Origin of the sequence: Pseudomonas sp. DWP3-1-2 (genome assembly GCF_049896285.1) — a bacterium.
Lineage (GTDB): Bacteria > Pseudomonadota > Gammaproteobacteria > Pseudomonadales > Pseudomonadaceae > Aquipseudomonas.
Genome location: NZ_JAFCTZ010000008.1, coordinates 25,310 through 41,632 on the forward strand (window position 1 = coordinate 25,310; position 16,323 = coordinate 41,632).

A 16,323-nucleotide genomic window follows, 5' to 3' on the forward strand; every position below is an offset into this window, starting at 1 on the left:
GACAGTGCCCGTTCTATTCAATTGTCAGGGAGGGTGCCGCCATGGCCCATGAACTCTATACCCGCACCAATCAGAAGATCTATTTCGCTGGCCTTGCACTTGAAGCTATGAGCAAGGCGCAGGAAGGTCGGGCGATGAATTCCCAGGCGCTGGTGCAGGCCGAGCGCGAATCCGCACTGTTCCATCTGTATGGCGCGCTGCTGGGTTTGTGTCATGAGATTGCAGGCTTCTACCGCTTGCCACAGGCCAATGTACCCCGGGCCGAGATGCTGTTGACTGAGCAAGTGCTGGATGCGATCGCAATTCCTGAGCTGGCGGAGTTGATTGAACTGGCTCAGCATCGGGAAACCTGGCTGGCCCAGTTGCTGGCTGCCTACAACGCGCTGTTTCAGCCGCCTAAAGCTCCCAAGAAATTGAAAGGTGATGTAACGCAGCCACTCATCGTTGCGGTCAATCTGGACGACGAACCGGTGCAGGAGCTGGGCCGCGAAGAGCTAGAGAGCTGGCGTCAACAGCTCAAGGGTTTGGCCATTCGCTTTCGGGAAGGGCTTAGCGAGTGCTAATGCGCAGTGATAGATGGGCTAGGGCCTGAGTCGACTGGCTGCTACAATGTCGGCCTTTCGTGGAGTATTGCTTGATGCCTACATCTTTTTTGGAAATTGTCGAACTGCCTGACGGTCGTATCGAGCTTCGTCGCGCAGAAGACGAGGGTTCATTAGTGACCCTGAACTTCTCCGAGGATGCCAAGGCGTTCCTGCAGGGCCAACATGTTGAAGTCGCCAAGGCGATGCTGAGCGTAGGTGTGCAAATGGCCGGGCGCATGGCAGAAGGCGAGCTGGAAAAAGACGCCGGTCCACGCGTCCTCCATTAAACCCGCTTCAGCCAAGGCGAATATTCAAGCTTTGCGCATCTCCAGTCCTTGCCGCGCCTATCAGTTGCTGACGCGCCGCTGCATTGATCGGATTGATCCAGCTTACGACCGTGTGGCTACGCCCTAGGCGCAGGGCCTCTCGCGTCAATTCAAGTGCACTTTGTGTGCCTCGTGGTTGCAGCAACAAAATACGTTCGCGATTGAGCCCGGCATCCCGTAGCCACGTTTGCGTCAGGCTGGCGGGCGGTGCAATCAGCGTCAACCAGCGGGCGTCCTTGTCCTCGCTGAGTTCACGAAGAATCGGGGCCAGAAGACTCAGGCAGTTCCCGGCAGCGCCGCGCAATGACAATTCGCTAAAGACTTCTGGCTCAATGTTCCAGGTTGTTTCTACCGGAACCTTGAGCATCGGGGCGATAGGCTGCGCCATGAACGCCTCGAACAGAGGCAGTTGCGCATGCGGTGTTTGGGTGGACTGCATAATGTCTCCTTAACGGCGGATCACGCCGACGCTTAAGCCTTCGATAACCAGATCCTGATCTTTGAGGTTCACTTCGATCGGCGCGAAATCCGGGTTTTCAGCGATCAACCAGACCTTGCTGCCGTCACGCTTGAACCGTTTTACGGTCACTTCATCGCCGATCCGAGCCACGACGATCTGGCCATTGCGGGCTTCGCGCGTCGTATGCACGGCGATCAGATCGCCATCGAGAATGCCGACGTCTTTCATGCTCATGCCGTGCACCCTCAACAGGTAATCGGCACTGGGATGGAAAAACGCAGGGTTGATGTTGCAGGATTCTTCAATGTGCTGCTGGGCCAGGATCGGCGCGCCGGCCGCGACCCGGCCGATGATCGGCAGGCTGCTTTCGTCGGTTTTTGCCTCGAACCCGGGAATACGTATCCCTCGGGAGGCGCCGGGTGTCATTTCAATCGCACCTTTACGAGCAAGGGCCTTTAGATGTTCTTCCGCGGCATTGGGTGACTTGAAGCCCAATTCCTGGGCGATTTCCGCACGGGTAGGCGGATAACCGTTGTCTTCAAGACATCGTTTGATGAAACCCAGGATCTCTGCCTGGCGTGGCGTCAGCTTAATCATGTTGAGCGCTCTGTCTTTTTATACAGTGACTGGGATTATATACAGTGATTGCGTCTTGGCAATCTTCCTTTTTGTTTTCTCTGCCGGACGGCGAGCGGCAGGGCTGCTCCGGGTTCGCCGACCAGTGTCAGCAAATGGCTACAGAAGCCGTCTTGTATGATTAAATACGTGACCGGCCAGCCAGAAAACGAACGGTCAGACTTGACAAGTAACCCGTATGATACGTATGTTTCAAACAAGTGTTTGTCAGGCAGGAAACCATGGCCCAGTCGGAAACAGTTGAACGCATTCTGGATGCTGCCGAGCAGTTATTCGCGGAAAAAGGTTTTGCCGAAACCTCGTTACGGCTCATCACCAGCAAGGCCTCGGTCAATCTGGCTGCGGTGAATTATCACTTTGGCTCCAAGAAAGCGCTGATCCAGGCTGTTTTCTCGCGCTTTTTAGGGCCCTTCTGCATCAGCCTCGACCGTGAGCTTGAGCGCCGTCAGGCCAAACCGGACAGCAAGCCCACCCTTGAAGAGCTGCTGGAAATTCTCGTCGAGCAGGCGCTTGTCGTTCAACCGCGCAGCGGTAATGATCTGTCGATTTTCATGCGGCTGCTGGGCCTGGCTTTCAGTCAGAGCCAGGGCCACCTGCGGCGTTATCTGGAAGACATGTACGGCAAGGTGTTCCGCCGCTACATGACACTGGTGAATGAAGCCGCGCCGCGTATTCCGCCCATCGAATTGTTCTGGCGCGTGCACTTCATGCTGGGGGCTGCGGCGTTCAGCATGTCCGGTATCAAGGCGCTGCGAGCCATAGCCGAAACCGACTTCGGGGTGAATACCTCTATCGAACAGGTCATGCGCCTCATGGTGCCGTTTCTGGCGGCTGGCATGCGTGCCGAAACCGGTGTAAGCGACCCTGCCATGATCTCGGCGCAGCTCAAGCCCCGCGTCAAAAGCAGCGTCAGCGCTCCTGTGGCCGCCAAAGCCTGACCGCTCGCGCATTGCGCCCGACCCGATGATCAAGCACCATTGCCCGGATTGGATATAGGCAATGGTGTTTTCATATGAGTTATGGCCTGCAAGGCTCTTTGATGGTGGACGTCGCCGGTACCTGGTTGACCGCTGAAGACCGCCAGTTCCTGCGCCAGCCCGAAGTGGGCGGCCTGATCATTTTTGCCCGCAACATTGAGCACCCCCGTCAGGTTCGGGAGCTGAGCGCGGCGATCCGCGCTGTTCGCCCGGATCTGTTGTTGGCCGTGGATCAAGAAGGTGGGCGCGTTCAGCGTTTGCGCCAGGGTTTTGTGCGCCTGCCAGCCATGCGTGCGATTGCCGATAACCCGAACGCAGAAGTCCTTGCCGAGCACTGCGGCTGGTTAATGGCCACTGAGGTGTTGGCTGTGGGCCTGGACCTCAGCTTTGCGCCGGTACTGGATCTGGATTATCAGCGCAGTGCAGTGGTGGGCAGTCGTGCGTTCGAAGGTGATCCAGAACGTGCAGCGCTGCTGGCCGGGGCCTTCATTCGGGGTATGAATGCGGCGGGCATGGCAGCTACCGGCAAGCATTTTCCCGGTCACGGCTGGGCCGAGGCCGATTCCCATGTGGCCATCCCTACCGACGAGCGCAGCCTCGAACAGATCCGCGCCAATGACCTGGTGCCATTTGCACGCTTGAGCAAGCAATTGGCGGCGGTGATGCCGGCGCATGTGATTTACCCGCACGTCGATCCGCAGCCCGCAGGGTTTTCCCGGCGCTGGTTGCAGGACATTCTGCGCGGTGAGCTGCAATTTGACGGGGTGATCTTCAGCGACGACTTGTCCATGGCCGGTGCCCATGTGGTCGGTGATGCGGCCAGTCGTATCGAAGCGGCATTGAGTGCTGGCTGCGATATGGGACTGGTCTGCAACGACCGGGCTGCCGCCGAGCTGGCGTTGACGGCGGCACAGCGCCTCAAGGTCAAACCGTCATCGCGTATTGCCCGGATGCGAGGCCAGGCTTACGCCAGCACCGAATACCGCCAACACCCGCGCTGGCTGACGGCGCTCGAGGCGCTGCGAGCGGCGCAACTGATCGACTAAGGATGACTCATGACTGTTTACGCAATTATCGGCGGCACTGGCCTCACGCAATTGGAGGGGCTGAACATTCGTCAGTCTCTGCCCATGAACACACCTTACGGTGCACCTTCCGGCGATATTCAGATCGGTGACTATGCCGGTCGGGAAGTGATGTTTCTGGCGCGTCACGGGCATCCGCACCGTTTGCCGCCCCATCAGGTGAATTACCGGGCCAATATCTGGGCGCTGAAACAGGCGGGCGCGCAGGCGATATTGGCGGTCAATGCAGTGGGCGGGATTCATCCTGCCATGGGCACTGGGCACTTCTGTGTGCCTCATGATCTGGTGGACTACACCAGTGGTCGCCAGCACACCTATTTCGCTGACGACCTGGAGCAGGTCACTCACATCGATTTCAGCTACCCGTACAGCGAAGCCCTGCGGGCACGGTTGATTGCCGCGCTGGAGGCCGAAGGGTGCGAGTTCAGTGGGCGAGGGGTTTATGCCTGCACTCAAGGGCCACGCCTGGAAACAGTGGCCGAGATTGTGCGACTGGAACGTGATGGCTGCGATATCGTGGGGATGACCGGGATGCCGGAAGCGGCGCTGGCCCGTGAGCTGGAGCTGGAATACGCCTGTCTGGCGTTGGTGGTGAACCCGGCCGCCGGCAAGTCTTCGGCGGTGATTACCATGGCCGAGATCGAACAGGCATTGCATGACGGCATGGGTAAAGTGAAAGCGACGCTGGCCCGGGTTTTGGGGGCGGTTTGATACGAGACGCCTGGCGCGAGGTTTGGCCCCGAGCCGGTATCCAGCCCGACTCGGGTATCGCCTGACCTGACGCCTTCGCGGGCAAGCCTCGCTCCAACGCACTGTCATCGGCAGCGTTTGAAGCGCAGAGGCCCTACGGCTAGACGTCAATCTCAGTGGGAGCGAGGCTTGCCCGCGAATAGGCCGGTACATTCACCGGTTTCTTCGGACCTGAACATTGCCTTCGCGGCCGAGCCTCCAACAGCGTATACGCGCGGGCGAGGCTTGCTCAGCGCTTGACCTTTTTCGCCGGTAACGGCAGCGGTGCAAACAGCGCAGCGATGTCTTCGCTTTGCAGCTTCCAGTCGCCGGTCATGCGACCATCGAGAACGCCTGCCGCCAGGGCTGATTTTTCCTGTTGCAGGCGCTGGATTTTCTCTTCGACGGTGCCTCGGGCAATCATTTTGTAGACGAACACCGGCTTGTCCTGACCAATGCGATAGGCGCGGTCGGTGGCCTGGTTTTCGGCTGCAGGGTTCCACCATGGGTCGTAATGGATCACGGTATCAGCCGCCGTCAGGTTCAGACCTGTGCCGCCCGCTTTGAGGCTGATCAGGAAAATCGGCAATTTGCCGGCCTGGAAGGCTTGTACGGGGGTGCGTCGGTCTCGGGTCGCGCCCGTGAGCAACGCATATTCGATGCCTCGGTGTTTGAGCTCGGCTTCGATCAGCGTCAGCATCGAGGTGAATTGTGAGAACAGCAAAATCTTGCGGCCTTCAGCCAGCAGCTCTTCGAACATTTCCATCAAGCTGTGTAACTTGGCAGAACTGCTCTGACGGGTGCTCGCTTGCTCGCTGTTGACCAGACGCAGGTCGCAACACACCTGGCGCAATTTGAGCAGTGCTTCGAGGATGATGATCTGGCTGCGCGCCACGCCCTTGCGGGTGATTTCGTCGCGCACTTTCTTGTCCATGGCCAGGCGCACGGTTTCGTACACGTCCCGCTGGGCGTCGTTGAGTTCGACCCAATGGATGATTTCGGTCTTAGGCGGCAGTTCGGTAGCCACTTGCTCTTTGGTGCGTCGCAGCAGGAACGGTTTGATTCGTGCGTTCAAATGCTGCAGGCGGTCCATGTTGCCGTGTTTCTCGATGGGGTTGCGGTAGTTGCTGTTGAATTCCTTGCTGCTGCCCAGCCAGCCCGGCATCAGAAAGTGGAACAGCGACCACAGCTCGCCCAAGTGGTTTTCCAGTGGCGTGCCGCTCAGGCACAGACGCTGCCGGGCGTTCAGTTCCCGGGCGGCCTGGGCGGCTTTGCTGTTGGGGTTCTTGATGTACTGCGCTTCATCAAGGATCAACGTATGCAGCGGCTGTTTGGCGAGTACTTCTACGTCCCGTGGCAGCAGGGCGTAGGTAGTCAGGATCAGGTCGTAATCCTGTAGATTGGCAAAGTCCTGCGAACGGTTGGCGCCGTACAACGCCAGCACTTTAAGCTGCGGGGTGAAGTTTTCGGCTTCGTCCATCCAGTTAGGGATCAGGCTGGTGGGCATCACCGCCAGCGCCGGACGGTCCAGGCGACCCGCCTGTTTCTCCATCAGCAAGTGGGCGAGGGTTTGCAGGGTTTTGCCCAGGCCCATGTCGTCGGCCAGCACGCCACCGACTTCCAGTTCCCGCAGCGATTGCATCCAGCTCAGGCCTTCGAGCTGATAGGGGCGTAAGGTCGCGTTCAGGCCGTCGGGCAGTACGACCGGTGCGTCCTTGATATTGGCCAGACGGTCGGCGAACCGACGCAGACGATCGCCACCTTGCCAGCTCAACGGCAAGTCTTCGAGTTCGCCAAGGCGTGTGGCATCGGCGTTGTTCATGCGCAGCGCATTGTTACCTTCGTCGCGCCAGTAGAAGTCGCCGAGGGTCGCCAACACCGGTTTGAGTCGGCCATAAGGCAAGGCGATCTGGATCGGGCCGCCGCCACGCTGGGTGAAATGGTTGATCTGCACCAGCAACTGCTCATCGTCGGCGCGTTTGGCGATGCCCGCTGCGCTCATCAATTCCGGATGGGTACGGATCAGATTGATCAGGATCGGCAACAGGCTCAAGCGCTCGCCATTGACGATGATGCCCAGCTCCAGATCGAACCAGTCGCGTTCGGCTTCTTCTTCGATGACCGCGTACCAGTCATCGACGGGGGTTACGTCGAAGGCGAATTCATCGGTGATCTCGATATCCCAGCCCTGCTCCTCAAGGCGGGGCAGGTCCTTGAGCACGAAATTCAGCCAGGCCTTGTCGTTGGGCAGTTCGAACATGTCTCCGGCCGTCTCCGGCAGCGCCTTGCTTTGTCGGGTGGCGACCCGAAAGCCCATGTCCTGCAAGACCTGACGCTGTTGACGCTCCAGCTCGCCCTGGCGTCGGATGCGCAGGGTTTCAGTTTCATGGTGTTCAAGGATGTCGCTTTTCTGGTTAACCAGATCGCTACCCAATGAGCTGACCAGAATGCTGACATTCGCTGTACCCGTGGCGAAATGCTTGCCATAGCCGAACGCCAGGGCGGCGCGGTGCTGGATGTGGCGTTGCATGCGGCCGTTACGGGGTTCGTAGGCGCTGAACTCGATACTGGCCAGAATCAGTCTTGGCTTGGGCTTGAGGGTGTCGATCAGGCGTTCCGGCAGCGCTGGCTTCGTCTCGACCCGAGGTGGAGTCTCCCGTCGGGATTCATTCAGTACCGCCAGAATCGATGGCTGATTCTTCGGGTTTTCGAGGTAATACAAGGCCGCAGCGCAGTGTTTGCAGTTTTCCCGTACCGGGCAGGTGCATTTACAGATCAGTGTGTTTTTGAATCGGCCCGGATCCTTGAACATCAGCGTCTGGTGATAGACCTCCAGCCCGGAGCCGCGGCATGTGGTGCGCACCAGATCAGGGTTGAGTTCCTCAAGCGTGATGCGTTGTTGCAGGGCATAGCTCAGCCCCCGCTCAAGAGTCTTGTCGGTAAAGTTGTCTGCCCACGCCAAAGCGAGGACTTTTTCGAGATTGGACGACACAGTTCAGGACAGCCTACGCCGCAGCGATGCTCAAAAGGGCAAGGAACGCGGCTCGCGCTCCTTGATGGTTACAGGGGTGCAATCTTGATCAGCATGGCCAGACTTCCGTAATCCATGTAGATCAATTCTCCATTTTTTACCCGGGTTGTCTGTTTCATGCGCTCACTGCTGATCAGCACGCCATGGGTGTCGAGCTGGTTGACCCAGAAGTCCGCAGCAATGTCGGTAAAGCGCGCAATCGCGATGCTGAGGGTGCCTTCGATAGGAAAGTGCCCGAGCTGTTCCTTCCCGCTGCTGATCGCCATTTTGCCGGGTTCGGCGCTGATATCCTGACTCCATGCACGATGCAGCAGGACCTCATACGTGCCACTGGCTTGCAACTTGGCGGCCAGATCGTTCAGGGCGACGCTGCGCTCGTTCTGCGCATCGATCTTCTGTGCGCCCGCTGCCCAACCCTCGGGTGCCAACTGACGCGTTGCGGCGGGTTCGCCCAACTGACGAAACAGGATCATCTCGACCTGATGACTGCCATCGGCAAAGGCGGTTGGAGCAACCAGCGCCAGCAGCAGGAGGAGTGAGCGAAACACACGCATGGATGAATCCTTCAAACAGTTTTCGGGGTCAGGCGCTCGAACAGCGCTTCTATTGTGTTGAAACGCTCTTCCGGGCGTTCCATGGGCACCATGAATTTGAACAGTGTGGCGCCTTCGAATTTGTAACGGTTGGGTTGCCCCTGAATCAGCTTGATCAACGTCAGCGGGTCCACGGGTGTGTCGGCCGCGAACTCGATGCGTCCGCCTTGCGGCCCGCCATCGACTTTCTTGATGCCCAGTTGCTCGGCCTGCAATTTGAGCAGGGTGATGCGCACCAGGTTCTTGGTTGGCTCAGGCAACAGGCCGAAGCGGTCGATCATTTCCACTTGCAGGTCCTTGAGACTGTCCTCGTCGGCGGCATTGGCGATGCGCTTGTAGAGGATCAGTCGCGTATGGACGTCCGGCAGATAGGCTTCGGGTATCAACGCCGGCAGACGCAGGTTGATTTCCGGGCCGCCACCCAGTGGCTGGTCCAGGTTCGGCTGCTCACCCTTGCGGATCGACTTGACTGCGCGTTCGAGCATTTCCATGTACAGCGTGAAACCGACGGCCTGAATCTGGCCGCTCTGGCCGTCGCCCAGCAGTTCACCCGCGCCGCGGATTTCAAGGTCGTTGGTGGCCAGCACGAAACCGGCCCCCAGGTCCTGGGTGTTGGCGATGGCTTCCAGGCGCTTTTCGGCGTCCGGGGTGATCTGTTTGCGCGGCGGCGTCAGCAGGTAAGCATACGCCTGGTGGTGGCTACGACCTACGCGGCCACGCAACTGATGCAGCTGTGCCAGACCGAATTTGTCGGCGCGTTCAATGATGATGGTGTTGGCGCTGGGAACGTCGATGCCGGTTTCGATGATGGTCGAGGCAATCAGCACGTTGAAACGCTTGTGATAGAAGTCGCTCATCACTTGTTCAAGATCGCGTTCGCGCATCTGGCCGTGGCCGATGCCGATACGGGCTTCCGGCACCAGCTCAGCGAGGTCGGCGGCGCACTTTTCGATGGTTTTCACATCGTTGTGCAGGTAATAGACCTGACCGCCACGCAGCAACTCACGCAGCAAGGCTTCCTTGACCGTGGGCTTGTTCTGCTCCATGACAAAGGTGCGCACTGACAGGCGTCGCGCCGGTGGCGTGGCGATGATCGACAGGTCACGCATGCCCGAGACCGCCATGTTCAGCGTGCGCGGAATAGGGGTCGCGGTCAGCGTCAGGATATCCACTTCGCTGCGCAGAGCCTTGAGCTGTTCCTTCTGGCGCACCCCGAAGCGGTGTTCTTCGTCGATGATCACCAGGCCGAGGTTCTTGATCTTGACGTCGTCCTGGAGCAGCTTGTGGGTGCCGATGACGATATCGATCTTGCCTTCGGCCAGGTCGGCCACGGCGGCGTTGACCTCTTTGGTCGATTTGAAGCGGCTCATGACCTCCACGGTCACCGGCCAGTCGGCGAAGCGGTCGCGGAAGCTGTTGTAGTGCTGTTGGGCGAGGAGGGTGGTCGGCACCAGGATGGCGACCTGACGTCCACCGTGAACGGCAATGAACGCTGCGCGCATCGCCACTTCGGTCTTGCCGAAACCCACGTCGCCGCAGACCAGACGATCCATGGGTTTGGGCGCGAGCATGTCGGCGCGTACCGCATCAATGGTGGTTTGCTGGTCGGGCGTTTCTTCGAAGGGGAAGCCGGCGCTGAAGGTCGCGTAGTCGGCTTTCGGGTCCTCGAACGCATAACCTTCGCGCGCTGCACGGCGGGCATAGATGTCGAGCAACTCGGCGGCCACGTCGCGAACCTGTTCCGCAGCCTTGCGCTTGGCCTTCTGCCAGGTTTCCGAACCCAGACGGTGCAGCGGCGCCAAGGCGTCATCGTTGCCGGTGTAACGGGCAATCAAGTGCAGGTTGGCCACCGGGACGTACAGCTTGGCGTCCTCGGCATAAGCCAGCATCAGAAATTCCGCGACCTGATTTTCAACTTCCAGCGTGGCCAGCCCAAGGTAGCGTCCGACGCCGTGGTCGATATGCACCACCGGCGCGCCTTCGCGCAGCTCGGTCAGGTTTTTGATGACCGCATCGTTGTTGCCGCCGTCGTTACGCTTCTCCCGGCGGCGACGCTGCATGACGCGCTGACCGAACAACGGGCTTTCGGCGATCAGCGCCAGGGCCGGTTGTTCGAGCATCAGGCCCTCGTCCAGCGGCGCAATGGTGATCGACAGGCGTTCCTTGCTCTGGACGAAGTCATTCCAGCTGTCCACGGTTTTCGGGCGCAGCTTCAGACGTTCCAGCAGCTCCAGCAAGACTTCCCGGCGTCCGGCGGATTCGGCGGTAAACAGCACCCGGCCGGGGAATTCCTCAAGAAAGTTCGACAGCGCTGCCAATGGCTGGTTGGCCTTGGCTTCGATGGCCAGGTCGGGCAATACCTGCGCCGGGAATCGCTCGCGACCGGCACCGGCATCGACATCCTGTTGGCTCGCCACCACTCGCGGCCAGTTTTTAAGACGGGCGAAGCAGTCTTCCACCGGCAGAAACAATTCCGCTGGCGGCAATAAAGGACGTTCCGGGTCGACACGCCGCTCTTCATAGCGGCCGCGGACGTCGTTCCAGAAATTTTCCGCCGCCTGCTCAATACCCGGCAGCGAGAACACTTGAGTGTCTTGGGGCAAGTAGTCGAACAGGGTCGAGGTTTCTTCAAAGAACAGCGGCAGGTAGTACTCGATACCGGCTGGCGTGATGCCGCTGCTCAAGTCCTGGAAGATCGGGCAGCGTCGGAAATCCACGTCGAAGCGTTCGCGAAAGCGCGCCTTGAAGCGTGTGACTTCCTCTTTTTGCAGCGGGAATTCCCGGGCGGGAAGCAGGCGAACCGACTCCACCTTGTCGATGGAGCGCTGATTTTCCGGGTCGAAGGTACGCAGCGTCTCGATTTCGTCGTCGAACAGGTCGATCCGGTACGGCAGTTTGCTGCCCATCGGGAACAAGTCGATGAGGTTGCCGCGCACGGTGAATTCGCCGTGCTCGTACACCGTATCTACATAGCGGTAGCCGCTGGCCTCAAGCCGCGTACGCATGACTTCGATATCGAGCTTTTGGCCGATGTCCAGCACCAGGCTGCTGCCCAGCAGGAATTTGGTGGGTGCCAGGCGATGTAGGGCCGTGGTGATAGGCACTACCAAAACGCCATGTTCCAGCTCAGGCAAACGATAGAGACTGGCAATACGCTGGGAAATGATGTCCTGGTGCGGCGAGAACAAATCGTAGGGCAGCGTCTCCCAATCCGGAAAGTGCAGGACCGGAAGGCTCGGCGCGAAGAACTTCAGCTCCTGCTCCAGCCGCTCGGCGCTCTGGCTGTCGGCGGTCAAAAGCAGGGTGAAGCGCTTGGCGGCGCTGGCGGCCTCGGCAATGGCCAGGCTCAGGGCGGCACCGGGAAGATTGCCCCAGTGTTGTTTGCCTGCAACGGCAGGAAGATGCGGTAGGCGCAGAACGGGCACGGAAGATAGAGCTCCAAGCGTTGCGACGGGGCGGCGATTGTAACTAACGCAGGTAGCGGTTGTCTGTTTTACGCGCGCCGGAAAAATGTAGTGCCGTGCAATCTGATCGCCGTGCATTGCTCATAAACAAAGGCGGCGGCATAATGTAGCCCCTTTTTTCAGCCCCTACATGTGGAAGGTTCCCGTGACTCAGAAGCCCGACCAGTGTCTTGGTGAATGGATTGATCGTGAAGCCCTGGCAGAAGCGATGATCCCGCTAATCGGACAGCTATACCGCAATAACAACGTGGTGAGCTCGATCTATGGCCGCAGTCTGATCAACCGTTCAGTGATCGCGATACTCAAAGCCCATCGCTTTGCCCGTCATCGCCAGTCCGATGCGAGTGAGTTGTCCGTACACGAGACTTTCCCGCTCATCAAGGCGATGAGCGAGCTTAAACTGGGTGCCGCTTCGGTGGATCTGGGCAAGCTGGCCGTGAAGTTCAAAACCGAAGGCAACGGCCGAACGGCCGAGCAGTTCGTGCGTGAAGAGTTGGCCGATGTGGTGGGTCAGCAGAACTCGAACCCGCGCAAAGGCACTGATGTCGTGCTGTACGGTTTTGGTCGGATCGGTCGCCTGCTGGCGCGGATCCTGATCGAGAAGACCGGTGGTGGCGACGGCTTGCGCCTGCGTGCAATCGTCGTGCGCAAAGGTGCCGACAACGATCTGGTCAAGCGTGCCAGCCTGTTGCGTCGCGACTCGGTGCACGGTCCGTTCGATGGCACCATCACCATCGACGAAGCCAACAACACCATTACGGCCAACGGCAACCTGATCCAGGTTATCTACGCCAAGAACCCGACCGAGGTGGATTACACCCAGTACGGCATCCATAACGCGTTGCTGGTGGACAACACCGGTGTATGGCGTGATGCCGAAGGTCTGGGGCAGCACCTTTCCTGCTCTGGCGTCGATCGTGTGGTTCTGACTGCGCCGGGCAAAGGCAAGCTGAAGAACATCGTGCATGGCATCAACCACGGCGAAATCACGGCTGATGACAAGATTGTCTCCGCGGCTTCCTGCACCACGAACGCCATCGTGCCGGTGCTGAAAGCCGTGAACGACAAGTTCGGCATCGTCAACGGTCACGTCGAAACGGTTCACTCGTACACCAACGACCAGAACCTGATCGACAACTTCCACAAAGGCGATCGCCGTGGTCGTAGCGCTGCATTGAACATGGTCATCACCGAAACCGGTGCCGCCACCGCTGCCGCCAAGGCGCTGCCTGAACTGGCCGGCAAGCTGACCGGCAACGCGATTCGTGTCCCCACGCCGAACGTGTCCATGGCCATTCTCAACCTCAACCTTGAGAAGCCCACGACCCGCGAAGAAATCAACGAGTACCTGCGCTACATGGCGCTGCATTCGGACCTGCACAAGCAGATCGACTTCGTCAATTCCCAGGAAGTGGTTTCCACCGACTTCGTGGGCTCGCGCCACGCCGGTGTTGTGGATGCTGAAGCGACCATCGCCAACGATAACCGTGTTGTCCTGTACGTCTGGTACGACAACGAGTTCGGTTACAGCTGTCAGGTGGTTCGTGTGATGGAAGACATGGCGGGCGTCAACCCACCGGCTTTTCCGAAGTAAGACGTAGAACGGTTTTAGCCGGGAGACTGTTTTCCGGCTAACAATCGCTCCTGCAAAAAAAACGCCCCGACCGGGTTTCTGGTCGGGGCGTTTTTTTTGGACTCAAGCAAACCTTGGGGCAAGACCTGTGGGAGCGAATTTATTCGCGAAGGCTTTGTTCCAGGCACCGACTTTGTATCGGCTGTACTGGCCTCTTCGCGGATAAATCCGCTCCCACGTAAAACCTCTCCGTCAGATTATCCCGCCACCGCGCCCACCGGCGCCTCCAGCTTCTGCCCACCCTTGCGGAACAACACCAGGGTTGCTGTCAGGCCAAGGATTGCCGCACCGGTCAACCAGATACCCGGTGCCGCCTTGTTATCCAGAACATGAATCAGGTACGTACAAGCGGCCGGGGTGAAGCCGCCGAAGGTGGCTGTCGCCAGGCTGTAGGCCAGGGAGAAGCCAGTGGTGCGCACGGCGACCGGCATGATTTCGGTCAGCGCCACGACCATCGCGCCGTTGTACGAGCCATAAAGGAATGACAGCCACAACTCGACCATCAGCAGATTGCCGAAGCTTGGGTTTGCCACCAGCCACGACAGGGCAGGGTAGGCCGTGGCAATCGCCAGAACCGTTGCGCTGATCAACAGTGGCTTGCGGCCAATGCGGTCAGAGAATGCACCCATCACGGGAAGCCAGATGAAGTTCGAGATCCCGACACACACGGTGACCAGCAAGCTGTCCAGGTCGGACAGCTGCAGTTCGTTCTTGCCGAACGTCGGGGTGTAGGCCGTGATCAGGTAGAACGAAACGGTGGTCATGACCACCAGTGCCATGCCGCCGATGACCAACCCGAAATTCTGCCCGATGGAGCGCACCACTTCGCTCAGGCTAGGGTGATGAGTGCGGGCCTGGAATTCCGGGGTTTCTTCCATCGAGCGACGGATCACGAAAATGACCGGCACAATCAGGCAGCCGATCAGGAACGGCACACGCCAGCCCCATTCGCCCATTTGCTCAGGATTGAGCCAATGATTCAGGCCCACGCCCAGCAATCCGGCGAATACCACGGCGGCCTGTTGGCTGGCGGACTGCCAACTGACGAAAAAGCCCTTGCGGCCGGGGGTTGAAATTTCCGCCAGGTAGACAGAAACACCGCCCAATTCCACGCCGGCGGAAAAGCCCTGCAGCAAACGACCAAGCAGAACCAGCAGCGGCGCCGCGACGCCCAGGGTTGCATAACCCGGCACACAGGCAATCAGCACAGTGCCCATCGCCATCATTGCCAGGGTGACGACCAGCCCTTTTTTGCGGCCGTGACGGTCGATATAGGCGCCGAGGAAGATGGCGCCCAGCGGACGCATGAGAAAGCCGGCACCAAAGGTGGCCAGGGATAACATCAGGGATGCGAAGGCGCTGTCGGCCGGGAAGAAGGTCTTGGCAATGGCCGTGGCGTAAAAGCCGTAGACCATGAAGTCGAACATTTCAAGAAAGTTGCCGCTGACAACGCGAAAAATCGCCTTGCCTTTGGAGGTAGTGGAGGCCATTGGAATTACTCGCTTAGGCTTTTAATCTAGGGGATCCGTTATATTTATGTCCTGTTTGCACCGGCCAAGCCTCCTGCCTGCACGCGAAGCATTTTGTAACAATATGTGTAAAGTCGACCAATGACAACCTTAGGGCCTTGGTCATCGTCGTCAATGGTCGCGTTGAGCGGGTCTTAAGCAGTGTCGGACAGCAGCTTAAAATGCACGCTGTTGACGCTTGATCCCCCTATCGTTTTATTGAACAGGACTGTCTTTTGAATCCGACAAGGCTGGGTTGGCTACGGGTATGTGTCTTCTTGCTTTTATCCGGGGGCATCGCTGGCTGTGATTCAGGCCCAACGCTGGAAACGTTTGGCGGGCCGACCATGGGCAGCAGCTATTCGGTCAGTTATGTGCGCCGGGCGGATCAACCGGGTGTGCAAGGGGTGCAGCCTGAAGTGGAGGCGATACTGGCTGAAGTGGATCAGCAGATGTCCACCTGGCGCAGCGACTCCGACATCGAACGCTTCAATGCCTTGCCTGCCCATAGTTGCCGGGTGATGCCGGAACCGGTTCTGCAACTGGTCCGCGTGGGCGAACAGTTGTTCCGGGCCAGCGAAGGGCGTTACGACCTGACGGTCGAGCCCTTGCTGAACCTGTGGGGGTTTGGTCCCCAGTCCCGTGTGGAGCACGTGCCAAGCGCTGATCAACTGGCTCGGGCGCGGCTCCTTGTCGGCCAACAGCATTTACGCATCGAGGGGCAGCGCTTGTGCAAGGATGCAGCGGTGCAGATCGACTTCAGCAGCATCGCTGCCGGTTACGCCGTCGAACGGATCGGCGCTCGGCTGCAGGCCTTGGGTATTGACGATTATCTCGTCCAGGCGACGGGCGAACTCAAAGCCGTGGGCAAGAAAGCCGACGGCTCTCCATGGCGCATTGCCCTTGAAGAACCCCGGGACGATCAGCAGGTCGCGCAGCGCGTTATCGCCCTGAATGGCTACGGGGTTTCCACCTCCGGGGACTACCGCAATTACTACCTTCGCGAGGGGCATCGTTATTCCCATACTCTGGATGCGTTGACCGGGGCGCCTGTGGAGCACGCCCTGGCATCGGTCACCGTTATTCATCCATCAACGCTTATGGCCGATGGCCTCTCGACGGTGTTGCTGATTCTCGGCCCGGAACGGGGCTGGGATTACGCCGAACAGCACGATATCGCCGCTTTTTTTGTGATTCGTGACGGCAAGCGTTTTATCATTCGCAGCAATCGCGCATTCGAAGGGCTGTCTGGAGATTGATGTAGTGCTGACAAAATTGGCTTACGACGCGACCAAGG

At 59.1% G+C, this 16,323-nt stretch carries 13 protein-coding genes; 7 read left to right on the forward strand and 6 right to left on the reverse strand.

What is annotated here, in order from left to right:
* Nucleotides 1–41: 41 nt before the first annotated feature.
* Entirely contained in the window at nt 42–563 is a 522-nt protein-coding gene (locus tag ACP7B0_RS17125) for a DUF6586 family protein (protein WP_426142643.1), read from the forward strand.
* A 74-nt stretch (nt 564–637) separates the two neighbouring features.
* Nucleotides 638–871: a hypothetical protein gene (locus ACP7B0_RS17130; protein ID WP_020294128.1), complete on the forward strand. Its 234-nt coding sequence runs from the start codon at nt 638–640 to the stop codon at nt 869–871.
* Nucleotides 872–878: 7 nt separating this feature from the next.
* On the opposite strand, the gene sulA is transcribed toward ACP7B0_RS17130, so the two are convergent.
* Both sulA and lexA read right to left on the reverse strand, forming a co-directional pair.
* Nucleotides 879–1,349 carry an SOS-induced cell division inhibitor SulA gene (gene sulA / locus ACP7B0_RS17135; protein WP_426142644.1) on the reverse strand — a complete coding sequence of 157 codons (471 nt, stop codon included), beginning with the start codon at nt 1,347–1,349 and terminating at the stop codon, nt 879–881.
* Nucleotides 1,350–1,358: 9 nt separating this feature from the next.
* Entirely contained in the window at nt 1,359–1,967 is a 609-nt protein-coding gene (lexA, locus tag ACP7B0_RS17140; protein ID WP_426142646.1) for a transcriptional repressor LexA, read from the reverse strand.
* Nucleotides 1,968–2,227: 260 nt separating this feature from the next.
* Between lexA and psrA the strand changes: the two genes are divergently transcribed.
* From psrA to ACP7B0_RS17155, 3 genes are all read left to right on the forward strand, one after another.
* A complete protein-coding gene (gene psrA / locus ACP7B0_RS17145) occupies nt 2,228–2,944 on the forward strand; it encodes a transcriptional regulator PsrA (RefSeq protein ID WP_426142647.1) in 717 nt (238 codons plus the stop codon).
* Between the two features lie 86 nt (nt 2,945–3,030).
* Nucleotides 3,031–4,029, forward strand: coding sequence for a beta-N-acetylhexosaminidase (gene nagZ / locus ACP7B0_RS17150; RefSeq protein ID WP_426142847.1), 999 nt, complete (start codon nt 3,031–3,033; stop codon nt 4,027–4,029).
* A 9-nt stretch (nt 4,030–4,038) separates the two neighbouring features.
* Nucleotides 4,039–4,779, forward strand: a complete 741-nt coding sequence (locus ACP7B0_RS17155) for an S-methyl-5'-thioinosine phosphorylase (protein WP_426142649.1) — start codon at nt 4,039–4,041, stop codon at nt 4,777–4,779.
* A gap of 268 nt (nt 4,780–5,047) precedes the next feature.
* On the opposite strand, the gene ACP7B0_RS17160 is transcribed toward ACP7B0_RS17155, so the two are convergent.
* The 3 genes from ACP7B0_RS17160 to mfd all read right to left on the reverse strand — a co-directional run bounded on the left by ACP7B0_RS17160 (nt 5,048) and on the right by mfd (nt 11,846).
* On the reverse strand, nt 5,048–7,789 hold the full coding sequence (locus tag ACP7B0_RS17160; RefSeq protein ID WP_426142650.1) for a DEAD/DEAH box helicase: 2,742 nt from the start codon (nt 7,787–7,789) through the stop codon (nt 5,048–5,050).
* Nucleotides 7,790–7,857: 68 nt separating this feature from the next.
* The gene (locus ACP7B0_RS17165; RefSeq protein ID WP_426142651.1) at nt 7,858–8,382 is read right to left on the reverse strand and encodes a CsiV family protein; all 525 of its coding nucleotides are present in this window, start codon (nt 8,380–8,382) and stop codon (nt 7,858–7,860) included.
* 11 nt (nt 8,383–8,393) lie between these two features.
* Complete coding sequence (mfd, locus tag ACP7B0_RS17170; protein ID WP_426142652.1) at nt 8,394–11,846, reverse strand: transcription-repair coupling factor; 3,453 nt, start codon at nt 11,844–11,846, stop codon at nt 8,394–8,396.
* A gap of 169 nt (nt 11,847–12,015) precedes the next feature.
* Between mfd and ACP7B0_RS17175 the strand changes: the two genes are divergently transcribed.
* The gene (locus ACP7B0_RS17175; RefSeq protein ID WP_426142653.1) at nt 12,016–13,479 is read left to right on the forward strand and encodes a glyceraldehyde-3-phosphate dehydrogenase; all 1,464 of its coding nucleotides are present in this window, start codon (nt 12,016–12,018) and stop codon (nt 13,477–13,479) included.
* Nucleotides 13,480–13,715: 236 nt separating this feature from the next.
* Here ACP7B0_RS17175 and ACP7B0_RS17180 read toward each other — a convergent pair whose 3' ends face one another.
* Nucleotides 13,716–15,008 carry an MFS transporter gene (locus tag ACP7B0_RS17180; protein WP_426142654.1) on the reverse strand — a complete coding sequence of 431 codons (1,293 nt, stop codon included), beginning with the start codon at nt 15,006–15,008 and terminating at the stop codon, nt 13,716–13,718.
* A 365-nt stretch (nt 15,009–15,373) separates the two neighbouring features.
* Here ACP7B0_RS17180 and ACP7B0_RS17185 point away from each other — a divergent pair, with 365 nt between their 5' ends.
* On the forward strand, nt 15,374–16,285 hold the full coding sequence (locus ACP7B0_RS17185; RefSeq protein WP_426142655.1) for an FAD:protein FMN transferase: 912 nt from the start codon (nt 15,374–15,376) through the stop codon (nt 16,283–16,285).
* Nucleotides 16,286–16,323 lie beyond the last annotated feature (38 nt).